Source organism: Bacillus songklensis (assembly GCF_042649685.1).
Lineage (GTDB): Bacteria > Bacillota > Bacilli > Bacillales > Bacillaceae_H > Bacillus_BA > Bacillus_BA songklensis.
The window spans coordinates 1-13,159 of sequence record NZ_JBHRZT010000067.1 but is presented as its reverse complement, the minus strand read 5'-3'; the positions used below and the strand labels follow the sequence as shown (position 1 = coordinate 13,159).

The 13,159-nt window shown below is 36.3% G+C and carries 14 protein-coding genes; all 14 read right to left on the bottom strand.

Going from position 1 to position 13,159, the window contains the following annotated elements; genetic code table 11:
• Positions 1 to 10: 10 nt before the first annotated feature.
• Positions 11 to 1,837, bottom strand: a complete 1,827-nt coding sequence (locus ACFOU2_RS15255; protein ID WP_377916560.1) for a polysaccharide biosynthesis protein — start codon at positions 1,835 to 1,837, stop codon at positions 11 to 13.
• Between the two features lie 29 nt (positions 1,838 to 1,866).
• Positions 1,867 to 2,016 carry a hypothetical protein gene (locus ACFOU2_RS15250; RefSeq protein ID WP_377916558.1) on the bottom strand — a complete coding sequence of 50 codons (150 nt, stop codon included), beginning with the start codon at positions 2,014 to 2,016 and terminating at the stop codon, positions 1,867 to 1,869.
• 317 nt (positions 2,017 to 2,333) lie between these two features.
• On the bottom strand, positions 2,334 to 2,978 hold the full coding sequence (locus ACFOU2_RS15245; protein ID WP_377916556.1) for a CpsD/CapB family tyrosine-protein kinase: 645 nt from the start codon (positions 2,976 to 2,978) through the stop codon (positions 2,334 to 2,336).
• Positions 2,979 to 2,990: 12 nt separating this feature from the next.
• Complete coding sequence (locus ACFOU2_RS15240; protein ID WP_377916554.1) at positions 2,991 to 3,683, bottom strand: YveK family protein; 693 nt, start codon at positions 3,681 to 3,683, stop codon at positions 2,991 to 2,993.
• A gap of 425 nt (positions 3,684 to 4,108) precedes the next feature.
• Entirely contained in the window at positions 4,109 to 5,905 is a 1,797-nt protein-coding gene (locus ACFOU2_RS15235) for an ABC transporter ATP-binding protein (RefSeq protein WP_377916552.1), read from the bottom strand.
• Between the two features lie 12 nt (positions 5,906 to 5,917).
• On the bottom strand, positions 5,918 to 7,099 hold the full coding sequence (locus ACFOU2_RS15230) for a nucleotidyltransferase domain-containing protein (protein WP_377916550.1): 1,182 nt from the start codon (positions 7,097 to 7,099) through the stop codon (positions 5,918 to 5,920).
• A 15-nt stretch (positions 7,100 to 7,114) separates the two neighbouring features.
• Positions 7,115 to 7,579: a lasso peptide biosynthesis B2 protein gene (locus tag ACFOU2_RS15225; protein WP_377916548.1), complete on the bottom strand. Its 465-nt coding sequence runs from the start codon at positions 7,577 to 7,579 to the stop codon at positions 7,115 to 7,117.
• A 39-nt stretch (positions 7,580 to 7,618) separates the two neighbouring features.
• Positions 7,619 to 7,927 carry a lasso peptide biosynthesis PqqD family chaperone gene (locus tag ACFOU2_RS15220; protein ID WP_377916546.1) on the bottom strand — a complete coding sequence of 103 codons (309 nt, stop codon included), beginning with the start codon at positions 7,925 to 7,927 and terminating at the stop codon, positions 7,619 to 7,621.
• Positions 7,928 to 8,857, bottom strand: a complete 930-nt coding sequence (locus ACFOU2_RS15215) for an aldolase (RefSeq protein WP_377916544.1) — start codon at positions 8,855 to 8,857, stop codon at positions 7,928 to 7,930.
• Between the two features lie 188 nt (positions 8,858 to 9,045).
• Positions 9,046 to 9,180 (bottom strand): paeninodin family lasso peptide, encoded by a 135-nt coding sequence (locus ACFOU2_RS15210; protein ID WP_377916542.1) that lies wholly within the window; start codon positions 9,178 to 9,180, stop codon positions 9,046 to 9,048.
• A gap of 14 nt (positions 9,181 to 9,194) precedes the next feature.
• Entirely contained in the window at positions 9,195 to 11,135 is a 1,941-nt protein-coding gene (locus ACFOU2_RS15205) for a lasso peptide isopeptide bond-forming cyclase (RefSeq protein WP_377916540.1), read from the bottom strand.
• Between the two features lie 546 nt (positions 11,136 to 11,681).
• Entirely contained in the window at positions 11,682 to 11,870 is a 189-nt protein-coding gene (locus ACFOU2_RS15200; RefSeq protein ID WP_377916538.1) for a hypothetical protein, read from the bottom strand.
• 30 nt (positions 11,871 to 11,900) lie between these two features.
• Positions 11,901 to 12,047, bottom strand: coding sequence for an anti-repressor SinI family protein (locus ACFOU2_RS15195; protein ID WP_377916536.1), 147 nt, complete (start codon positions 12,045 to 12,047; stop codon positions 11,901 to 11,903).
• Positions 12,048 to 12,772: 725 nt separating this feature from the next.
• The gene (locus tag ACFOU2_RS15190; RefSeq protein ID WP_377916534.1) at positions 12,773 to 13,099 is read right to left on the bottom strand and encodes a helix-turn-helix domain-containing protein; all 327 of its coding nucleotides are present in this window, start codon (positions 13,097 to 13,099) and stop codon (positions 12,773 to 12,775) included.
• Positions 13,100 to 13,159 lie beyond the last annotated feature (60 nt).

Below are 13,159 nucleotides of genomic sequence, written 5' to 3'. Positions count from 1 at the left end.
AAAAGAAATTTTAGCTGGATATCGGAATTAGTTTTTTCGACTGGACATTATGATTCGCTAACGCTAATAGCTCTTCTCTTAGTTTGTCTTTATCAAGAGCAGGGTAAGTTGAGATGATGTTTTCAATCTCTTCAATTGAAAGATTTGTCGTTTTGCCTATATAAATCTTTGGATATACTTGCTGTTCATTCACTTCGTTTTCTTTAAACAGTTCTTCAAACAGCTTTTCACCCGGTCTTATTCCCGTGAACTCTATTCCGATGTCCTCAACGCTATTTCCTGACAGCTTGATTAAATTCCTGGCAAGATCCACAATTTTCACCGGTTCTCCCATATCTAACACAAAGATTTCGCCGCCTTTGGCAAGAGCGCCAGCCTGGACGACCAGTCTGGATGCTTCCGGGATTGTCATGAAATACCGGATCATGTCTGGATGCGTAACGGTCACCGGTCCTCCCATTTGAATCTGTTTCTTGAACCGCGGAATCACACTGCCGCGACTTCCCAATACATTTCCGAAGCGAACGGCCACAAACTTTGTGTTACTCGTTTGATCAATATACTGGATGATCATTTCAGCCAGCCGTTTTGTTGCCCCCATGACGCTTGTCGGATTCACCGCTTTATCAGTCGATATCATGACAAACGTTTCAACACCGTGCATGCTGGCTGCTTTGGCAACATTCATGGTTCCAATGACATTGTTTTTGACCGCTTCTTCCGGATTACGTTCCATTAACGGTACATGCTTATGTGCAGCGGCGTGATAGACAACATGAGGGCTATATGTGTTCATAACGGATATCATTTTCAACTTATCTTGTAAATCTGCAATTTCAGTTATAAATTCGATTTCAGTATTTTTGTATAAATCCTTTAATTCCATCTCAATCGTGTAGATACTGTTTTCACCATGTCCCAATAAAACTAATTTCTCAGGATGGAACTTGGCAATTTGCCGGCAAATTTCCGAACCGATTGACCCGCCTGCGCCGGTAACTAATACCACTTTATTGGTGATATATTCACAAATACTATCGATATTTAATTCGACCGGATCCCTGCCTAACAAGTCCTCTACCTGTACATCCCGAAATTGATTAACCGAAACCTTCCCTGTCGCCAGATCTTCTATCATTGGAAGGATTTGCGTTTTTGCTTTCGTTTTCGCACACTCTTGAAAGATGACATTCAGTTCTTTTTTGCCCAAGGATGGAATGGCTATCACAACGTTGTCGATATCTAGTTCTTGAACGGATCTCTCAATATGATCCACCCCTCCTATTACCGGAATTCCGAGTATATCAAGATGATGTTTTTTGACGTCATCGTCAATAAATGCAACAGGCAGTAATTCTGCATGATGGTTATTTAGCAGTTGTCTGGCAATCATCGCACCTGCGGAACCTGCTCCTACAATTAGAGTTCGTTTTTTGTTATCAGCCTTTTTCATATAGGCGTCCCGAAACATCCTCCAAGTAAAACGCGACCCTCCGATTAACAACATATGTAACATCCAGATGACGGCAAGCAGACGGAAGTGTACATTTTGACTAATTAGCAGTTGGACAGCAGCTGCCACCATGATCGAAAATGTAATCACTTTGAAAATAATGATTAACTCCCCTATGCTTGCATATTCCCATGCTTTTTTATAAAGCTTGTAAATAAAAGAAAAAAAATGATGGCCAAGCAGTAATGTAACGGAGCTTACGATGATTGGTACAGTTATCACATGAAGATCGGCATTTACTAAAAAACTGCTAAAAAAAATGGCGGTTAATACAATAGCCGAATCCATGAAGGCTAAAAATGATAACCTTTGACGGTATGTCAACAGACTCACCCTTTCAACAATGGTTTATATTAAGATGTCTTCTTTAAAGCTGATTTTCTTCTTTCGATCGCATCTTCTATGAGCTTTTTAATCTCTTCCAATTGTTCTTTTGTTGCATCTTGCTTAATGTAGCGGACGGCTTTTTTAATAGATTTTGGATATTGATCTATATGTTTCATTTCCTTCATACAACTCCTTATCAATCATAATGTGCCTATTAAAGTACTTAACTATAAATCCTGTTCATAAAGACCGCATAGTTAAAAACTTTAATTGAATTTAATAGGGCATCCAACCCTTCCTCACGCCACACTTTCGACGACTGGCGTCTAAGGTTTCTTTCAACCCACAGCATGACCGAGTGCCTCCATTGATAATGGCAAGGAGACATCGCCAAAATAATGATCTTGTAAAACAATTTTTTTATTTGTAGCACTTTATAAAATACACACAAGTTCTTAATAAAGAACAAAATGATAAAATTTTTTGGGTAAAATTATTTGCTTTTTTGATTGAAGATCGCACCTATACACTTCGCCTTTACAAGTTCCAACAATCTTTTTGCCTCAACTGCCATTTCACTTTTTGTCTTGCCATTGCATAAGACTAAAATGACTCCATCACATTTGTTGGCCAAGATTCTTGCATCCGTTACTTCCAGCACGGGAGAAGAGTCAAATAATACAATATGATAATGCTCTTGTGCTGTTCCAATCAATTCGTCCAGAGCCTGTGAACCAATGAGTTCGGCCGGATTTGATGGGACCGGTCCGCTTGTTATGATCTCCAGCCCTTCGATTTCTGTCCGATTCACCGCTTCTGTAAGTGTTGTTTCTCTTCTGAGGATGTTCGCCAACCCTGTCGTATTATCAATATTAAACGTTGTATGTAATGTCGGTTTTCTTAAATCAGCATCAATGACTAATACTTTTGCACCCTGTTGTACCATGGAAATGGCCAGGTTTGTGGTAGTTGTTGACTTTCCTTCTCCCAAGCCTGGAGAAGTGATAAGCAATGTCCGATACTTGTGATCAACAGATGAAAAATGAATATTTGTACGAATGGCTCGATATTGTTCAGAAATGGTTGAAGCAGGACTGATAGATGAAATTAAACCTCTTTCTCTTTTTTTAAGCGTCATCTGTTCCACCCCTTAAGTTTGGACTACTCGTTTTTTATTCTTGCTCTTCGTATTTTTTCCGTTCATTTTCGAAACGTATCCCAGCACCGGGAACTCTAACAATTGCTCAATTTCACGTTCTGACTGAACAGTTTCGTCTAAGCTGTCCAGAAAAAGCACGATTCCGATACTCAGTACGAGCCCCGCACCAAATCCAATGACCAAATACTTTAGTAGTGACGTTGACTCTGAGCCAACGGAGGAAGGAGTGCTGCTTACCTGTGCCTCTGATAAAATTTTAGTATCGTATATGCCAAGTATACTGCCCATTTGTTTGGTAAAGATGTTCGCCGTTGAATTGGCTATTTGGGCTGCTAACTCTGGATTCGTATCTGCCACCATAATGTTCACTATTTTTGAGCCGCCCTCATTCGCAAAGTTGATTTGTTTATTCAATTCATCTAATGATTTATTTAACCCCAGCTCTCCAACTACTTTATCCAAAACGGCAGGATCTCTAAGAATGACTTCAAGTGTGCTCAGAGCATCTTTATCAATTGTGTTAAGTAAAATACTTGTGGAAGATTGGTAGACTGGTGGAGGATCCTTAGATATACTGCTATAGTAGCCGCTTGCCGTTGTAGCGATTGCTGTAATGATTAGAATGAGCCAGAGGCGTTTTTTAATGACGCTAAATAGCACTTTTAGGTTTATTTCCTTTTGCATAGCAACCTCCAACAATATTCGGTATGTCTTAGCACCAAGCTTTAACACTGCATTTGTATGCATTACTCCAAACATTTTTGTTCTTTATACAGAACTAAACAATAAAATTTTTTATAATTTTTAAGTCATAACGAAATATATAATGACAAATTTATATTATTTTAGGTCTTATGTATGAATTCTATAATCATTTTAGTTCTTTATAACGAACAAGTCAATCTATTTTTTTAATTCTTCAAAAAATTAAGTGTATAATCAGCACCAATCAATTTTCACCAGTTCTCCCCATTGAAGAATCAGTGAACAAATCCCCGGCTGAGATTGTCACGTGTCCATAAAAAGTGCTAAGATAACTAATTGTATTTCAAAGATATAAGTTGATTTTTATTCACAGATGAAAACACCCGCATACATGCAGGTGTTCATTATAAATTATTAATTTGCTTTTCTAATAGATTGCTAAACATACCTCTTTTTTCGTTTGCCAGTTGACTAAATCCACCTTTTTGAATGACTTCTCCCTGTTCTAATACGATGACCTGATCAGCATTACGGATGGTCGATAAACGATGGGCAATAACAATAATCGTCATCGTTCCCTTTAATCTTTCAAGTGCCGCTTGAATTTTCGCTTCATTTTCCGTATCTAATGCGCTTGTCGCTTCATCCAAAACAAGAATGAAAGGCTTTCGCAATATTGCCCTAGCCAGGACAAGCCGCTGGCGTTCTCCCCCTGAAAGCCTGACTCCCCGATCCCCGATGAGAGTATCCAGACCTTTGGGCAGCCTTTTTACAAATTCAGCAGAAGCCGAAAATTTGAGTGCCTCCCAAATTTGTTCTTCACTTGCATCCGGTTCAATCATCAACAGATTCTCTCTTATGCTTCCATTAAATAAAAAAGGATCCTGTGGAACATAGCTGACTGATCGTCTTAATGACAATAAATTATCACTTGTAAGAGGTATTCCGTCTACTAAAACTTCGCCCTTCTCCGGTCGATTAAGTCCCATTAATAAATCTATTAATGTACTTTTTCCTGCACCAGAAGGGCCCACGATGGCAGTCATATGATTCGCTGGAAGTTGTATATTGATATTTTGAAGAGCGTAAGTAGACTGGTTTTGATCATATCGAAAATATACATTCTGACATTCAAGTTCTTTTTCAATCACAATCGGGTCTACATCCATATAGTCCTCTTCATTTAACTCCTTCGCTTTTAGACATTCACTTTGTAAATTAATTAGAGCCTTAAATGAAGGTATTAATGAACCTAGTTGCTCTAAGTTTGATTGAATCCCACTTACTCTTGGCCACAATCTTGAAAAAATAACGATAATTAACATTAGTTGTGCAGACTGTGCTTGAAACATTTTGATGGAAAAAAATACAAATCCTGCAATTAAAAAAGCAGAAACAATTTTATAAATAAATTGAGAAGTTGTCTTCAATTCAATTAACTCATTTACATTTTGTTCCATCTTCAAACTTAGTGAACGAACCCAATTTAAATGAGATTTCTCAAGCGTATTGCTTTTAATATCCTTAATCCCATTAAAATGGTCTGTTATTCCTGCCAGAAAAGTTTTTGATAACTCTACTGTTTCATTTCCTAACGAATTTGATTTTCGAATAAACGTTCGAGAAAAGAAGATAAGTACTAATCCAAATAATAAAACGGCTATTGTCACCTGTGCTGAAAGCCAAAATGCAATGCTAATTTGTATGAAGGTAAAAACAAGTGAGGTAATGAACTGAAGAAACATGTGCGTTCCACCAGCAACACGTGATAACTCTGTTGTCATTAAGTTAATGATATCAGATTTTCTCTTTTTTAAAAAAAAATCCCAATTAGCTTGAACCAAATTCTTATATGTTTCATCTCGTAAATGCCGAATAAATCCTTGTTGAATTTTACCATTCAAAATCATTTGATTACGTTGAAAAAAGCCTTGTCCGATAATCAACAATACATATATTGCTAAAATAAGTAATAAACTTACATTTTTAGGAACACCTTGAAAGATACGATAGATTGAATAAATAGGGGAAGATTCTTCTAAATGAAAATCAAAAATACCCGTAAGACTGATCAACGGGATTAAAAGAAAAATACCAATACCTTCAAATAGACTAATTAACATCATCCCTATGAGGTTAAGATATAGAATTCTTCCTGCAAAGGAATGAATTCTCTTTGTAAAATATAAAACATTTCTCATTTTTACTTCCTCCTATGACAACACATGCTTCCTCGTTTTCCTCCAAGCCCATAAAAAGGGCCGTAAAGGAAAATATAAAAAATGAAGATGTTTTGGTAAAGGTAATGTCTCAGCATCCTCAGGATATGGATACAAAAAACTCATGATGAAAAAAAACTTTTGCTGATTAGACATTAATGAAAATAAATGCCGCTTATGATACGCGGCCACATCCTCTGGAACAGGATCTGTATGTAAATTCACCATTTTTTCAAGATAGAAAATAGCATCTTGAGCCAATTGCTTGGGATGATTCCCTCTGATTAAAAGTTTCATTTCTTTTGTAATAGGAGTGTTTAATAATTGTGAGGCTAAAACAAGCGCCTGTCCACCGACATGAAGGTATTGATATTTCTTTAATAGTTTGATAAGTTTTATCCAATCTATCTTTTGTTTAACGATTTGGTTTATATCTATCAACCAACGGAGGCGTGACCAACCATGTCGTGCACCATGACAAACAAGAAAGAAAAATAAATCCTCTCTTCCCAAATAGTAGACAGGATCACTCGTAAGAGAACTAATTCTTTTCCGTTCCCACAATTCATTAAAGCTTGGTTCCTTCCCAGGACCAGGATTTAATCTCCAATGAATTTCTAGTTTAACCTTCTTTTGAGGATGGAAGTATGTTACATGATGATGCCTCCATCTCCAGTCATTCAATACCGTTTGAATATAATCATCTTTCTTATAGCCTAGCTTTAAAAGGAGTTTATCCACTTTTTCCAACTCAGAGATTGGAACAAGAACATCTAAATCCCCACATGTACGGAGGGATAAATCTCCATAAAGGTCTTCCGCAAGTACCGGACCTTTTAACACAAGAAGGCGTATTTGATTTTCATAAAAAAGTTTACTTAATTGTTCCATTTCTGCGCTTAAGTGAAGCATAAGAAACGTATTTTTTTTGTACGCTTGATTAATAACTTGAATAACATAGGGTGGTATTAATTCATTTTCCATAATTTTAAATTCAGCGTTTAACAAGGGATACGTACGATGATGCATAGCCATCGCAAGAAAAAGACCCCAGTCAATGGCTGAGGTTAATTCCATGCTTTTATGAACCTTATCGCCATTTTCTCTTTTAATAACCTGCAGCAATAACCTTAATTCCTTAGGTACATATTCCAAATCCAGACTGCAATAATTCATTATATTCGTTCTCCTTCAACCCTTTTGATTGCCTATTTTTTTTGCAAATTTGCCTACAACAGTGAATTTCTCCATTCCTTCTGATCCACTAATATAGAAAGGACCGCTCCTTAACCATGCATGAGCAATCATTTTTCCAGTCTCATCTTTTGCAGTTCCTAAATAAAGCGTGCTTTCGATCCGACGTCTTTCAAGCATTTTCATTCCGGCTATTGCCTTGACAAGACATTGACTTTCCCAAAAGGTGTAACGGCTCATAATATGTATAGCTTCGTAAATATTCTTTAATATCATCCTATCCGATTCGTTATAACTTAAAGATGTTTCATTCATATGAATGCCTAATGTAGGAGCAACCTTAGAAAATGGCATAGATTTGAGAATACGAGCCCATCCCAGATAAATAAAAGCCTCTGTGAATAGAAGCATTGTTTTCATATCTAATGAAAAAAACGTTCTTACCTTTTTGACGATGTTCATTTATACGTCCCTACTTCTTATCAAAAATAAAATACTAGACTAAGAGCTCACTTCCTCGCCAATCTCAAGTAAGCCTTCCTCCAACAATGTTTCCAAAAAGGAAATGACTTGTTCCTCACATTCGGACTGCTCTACTTCATATTCAGACATTAATCTGGTAACTAATTGGATAACAGATACCGGCTTCTCAATATGATCCCATATAGCTCCACCCATTTCACCTAAATTATAGTACTTTCCGTTATAAATACTTAGCATAACTCTTTCTCCATCCATATCACTAACTATGTTACCTTTACCTTGTACAATTAATTTACTTAATGAAATAGTCTGTTTTTTAATCATCATTTATTCTCCTTTATTTACAGTATTTAATATTAGCGATACTAGTTGAGGAGCACTAAATCTAGACACTGGTCGACGTAATTGGTAAACATCAACCTTATTTAAGATAGTTGCGGAGGTATGAAAGTGCCAGTCCATTAACCCCAAACGCGGAATAAGAAAGTTACGATAAGTATGACAGAAAAGGGTCCGCAATCGTTCAAGTTTTTCGATTGGATGTATTTCAACCTTTTCATTCTCAGTTTTCACCAGTTCAAATACTCCAGCAAGAGGTAATGGGTTAGGAAAGTACTTAGAGGGAACTGGGACACAATATTTGTTTTCTCTACGACATATCGATTGGTAATGACTCGTTTTCATCCCAAAGTTATTTAGACTATCCTCCCACAGCTTTTGCTGCGGATAAGATGGAGTAACAAATGGAATATAGTCATCATGCGAGAGAGATACAGCGATCACATCATCACTTAGAAGTCGATATCCCTGGTTCAAGAAACCTGACGCCAGTGTAGATTTTCCTACACCTGAATCCCCTATAATGGCATATGCCTTTCCATTAATGGCTACTGCACTACCATGTAACGGAAATATCTTTCTCTGCATCAATATCACACCCATACAAGTCCCAAGAATATAAAGTCGAATCATATCTTCTTCATCTTCTTTCATAGGTAAAACAGATATTCTTTTTCCTTCTTGAATAGAAAAAGTTGCAATATTAGGAATTTGAAACATAACTAGATTTTCATTAATTACAAATCGATTTTTTTTATTTGATAACTCAAACCATAATTCTGATAAATCTTCAATTTTTATTTCTATATCTATTGAATCTACTTTATTACCCATATGGGGTAATTCTGGAAGAGAAATTTCACTAGTGACGGATAAGCCAAAGGCTTTATATACCACTTTTTTTTTAGCTTTTAACATTCTTTTCACTCCATTATATCCATGGTTATGTTAAAAGCCCCTATACTCTCTTTAATGTATAAGGGCTTTCAGAGCATATAAACCCTAAAACACTAGTAATCTGCAAGATACAATATATATGAAATCTAGGCAGATACGTACAATTCAGCAAATTAATTAAATCACTCTGTTCCTCTTTTTCTTCTCTCTTAACTCCAAGTTAGATCCTCATAAGCAGTACCGGCCTCATAATCTTTATCAAGATGTTGCTTTTGTTCTGTATGACCCATTGTCATATTGACATCAAGCACTTCTAATACAGGTTTCTGCCATTCTTTTTTCATAATATCACCTCCTTTCAATCAAAATTTTTAATAAATCGATATAGGATTAAGCTACGCATTAAAATCCTATAATCAGGATCAGTGGCATATTCTGGTCGAACCCCTTTCCTAGCCTTTAATAGAGCCGCCTTTATCACTTGACCATTTATAAATTCTAAAACCCTTTTATCTGTACTAAGCTGCTGTACCTCATCTGTAAATGTGTCCCAATATGGAATCATCCGATGAACCCAATCAGCACCTTGTATACCCCGAATACGTTGGTTTAACCTAACTTTATCAGGTAAAAATTTTTCTGCGGACCTTCGGACAAGCGCCCGATCTAATCCATTTTGAACATATTGTTCTTCGGGTACAGATAAACAAAAACGGATTACACGCAGATCATTGGTTGGGTCACGTTCCCATAACGAATAACGTAAAGATATTTTCGTCGCCTTTGTATTAGTAGCATTCCAATGAAAAACATCCTCAAAATGTTTTTTTCTTTGTTCATATATATTCGTTGTGGAAAACCATCCAGTTTCATCCATACCATAGTCTCTAAGTTTATTGAAAACACCAGTGTTCTTAGCAAATTCTTGGTTAATTAATGTAGGAAAAAGATATGTTTTACCAGATGGAAAAATCCTATTCATAACAGGAAATGCTAATCTTACAATGTTTGGTAGTCTTCGTAACCTAGGTCCCCCAACATTTTTGCTATATTGATTCAATTCTTGATAAAGCTTTATCCACTTTAGCTTTTTTAATAGGATAGAGTAATAGTCGAGAGCAGGTCCCCAAGATATGCTCAAGTTCCCTCTCCCACCATTTAATAGTACTCCAATTCCTTCCTCTTGGGCTTTCTGAAAAATACCCTTTTGCCAGAAAGAGTTCTCGAAAAATTTGTAAGGCATTTCCATTATTTCAAGAAAATCGTCGACTTCCGAAAAGGAGTTCCTTCCTTCAAAATCTAAATAATGATCCTTAATCCCTCCCACATGTTCGACTGTCGATTTAATAAACGGTCTCTCATCAGGCATTAATTGTTTAGGTGTAAAATCCTTAAAATCATTAGGAGGGATATAACTGAATGTATGTAATGGTTTGTTTTCCGTGCTCATAGTTTTTACAGCAAAGCTAACGACTGAACCAGAATCTAATCCACCACTCAAGTGAGCCCCAACCTGACGGTAAGTACGTAACCGTGATGTTACTGCTTCTTGAAAGACCTCTTGAAACGCTTCTACATACTCTTCATTTGACTTTAGTTTTAACCGTTCTCCTGAAGTTAAAGTACAATATCTCGTAAGCGTTATTTTATCTCCAACTACTGAAATGCTATGAGATGGAGGTACTTGTTCTATATTTTTATAAGGCGTTATTGAAGTATCTACCGTATCAATCACTCCAGAGATAGCCAAAAACTCAGCAAGCCACTGTTCATTAAGTTCCTTCTCAATATAACGTAAAGAAAATAGGGGATGGATAACCGTACAAAAGACAAAGCGCTGTTGATTATAATTAAAATAGAGGGTGCGGCTTCCCGAAAAATCCCTTGCACCAAAAAGCATCCGCTTCTTCTCATCCCAAATCATAAAAGCAAAATCACCTACTAAAAACTTTGGAGCATCTTCTCCCCATTTGTGGTATGAGAGCAAAATCAACTCACTATCTGTCATGCATTTTCGATCGGCACGATCTACTTGCAACTTCTCGAATAATTCATCACGATTATCAATAATAGCATCGGCTGTAATGGCCAACTGCCTTTCGTAATCATAATAAGGTAATTGCTCACCAACCGACTCGGGAGTAATCCATTGCGCATGACAGCCGAGAAAGATGTTCTCTTTATGCCATGTTTGAATATCATCGGCGGGATATTTCTGTAAGGCTCTCATTAACCCCTGGCCGTGCTCAATCAATACAGGCTCTTCGTTAAAATGAAAAATACCGGTTATTGCACTCATTTTTTCCTCCTATATGTCCAGAAACCTTCATTTCTCCAAAACCCGCTTATTATATCTCATGTTCATTCTTTTTAAAGAACGTTTGGACATGGTCAATCCTATATGTAACTCGATAAAGCTCATTACACTTCTTCCTCGTTATGACACTCTCAATTCTTTTCAATACATATAGTCCATGGATTGAATTTAATTCGTTATTTATAAAGAACAAAAATAGATAATACTCTCAACATACTAATGTATTCTTCATCAAACCTTGATTTCCCCAACGCTCAAACAATATATATTGTTCATTATAAAGAACAACCACAAGATAAAAATACCATCTCGTCTGTAACATGTCAATCACTTCTTGAAGTTTTAAATAATAAAAATTCGGTCCACTTGTTCATTATAAAGAATTATTAAAGTAACATAAAAGACCATAAGGAGAACAGAGGACACATTAGAGTTGTTTAAACATAATCAAGTAAGAAAAAACTGCCTTCCATACTCTTTTTTATTTAACCAAATGAAAAACACCCTTTAATAGGTGCTTTAAATCCACTATTTACCTCTTTGCATCAGTAATATATCAAGCTTTGTTTCAATCCTATTTAACGCTTGCAGGAGATTTTCCTGAAATTCCGATTCTTTTCTGTTATTTTTTTGTGCTGATTCGTATCTCCATTGTTGCTGGTATCTCAAAACTTCGGAAAACTGACTGTCTTTTCTTACATTCCTATCTTCCAACATCTTTCACTTCCCTCTATTAATAGATCTTTCTCATGCAGATGCCGTATCTTCTTTTTTGTATATAGGCAGTTGGTGACTTGTCATGAAATGTCGGACTTCCTGGATGGAGAGCCCCAATTTCTTTGCTTCTACCATTAATTCAAGCCATTCTTGGTCTATCTCTTTTTCTTGACTCATCAATTTTCTTCCCCCCTGATACAGCAATCCAGCCATCTCCCTGCAAATATTCTTAAATAAGAAAACATCGTTCTTTATTAAGAACATTATATGCCGAATATCCTAAACTTTCAATCTAGTTAATGCGACATAAAACTCCAATTTTTAACATGGAATATAAAAATTAAGAAAAGATCATGCCCTCTTGACTTTTTAACATATGCTACTCTACTCCACCTTATTCACTGCCTTTCTGTTCTCTCATGATGAATAATTAAATATTGTGTAAAATAAAAACCACCTTTTCTGGTGGCTTTCAATGACCTATTTTCCTTTTTGCCTAAGCAAAACGTCTAACTTTGTTTCGATTTGATCTAAGGTTTGCTAATCTCTTTTATGTTAAAAGATGCAGTGGATTGCTTTCAATGAACTCTCGAATTTCCTGGATGGATAGACCTAATTCCTTAGCTTCTATATCAGTTTAGCCCGCTCTTCATCCACCTCTTGACTTTCTCTCATCAATTCTATGATCCTCCTGATAAAGTCGGGTTTACACAAGAGATTATGTCCATTTACAGCGGAGACTAGTGGAGATTTTAGCTAAAACAGATATATGGATGTCATAACTTTTCACAAATCGAAGCAAAGAAGCTTGGGGTATGTGTACATGAAGTTCGGAAATTTATTGAGGATGAAAAACATATGAATAAAAATAAAGAAGTGAAATCGTATAAGATTTGACTTCTTTATTTAGTAGACTGCTGCCATTTTGGGAATTCAAGAAATTGCCTGAACTGTTCTTTACTAACACCTGAATTCATCGCTTCTTTTGCAAGTTCAAGCCATTCTCTGTCAATGTCTTTAGAATCGTCTTCTTTCTCTTTTTCGTTAATTAATTGTTCTACGCTTATAGCTAATACACTCGATACTTTTTGTAGAAACTGGAGTGAAGGATTGAATTGAATGTCACGTTCTACTGAAGAAATATACGATTTTGCTACACCGGCACGATTGGCTAACTCGGTCAATGATAACCGTTCGAAAATATGTACAAATACATAGTAATTGTACACAACGCAAAGGCAAGTACGGTATTCCCTTTACGATTCGCAAGAGAGAATTCCACTCCCACA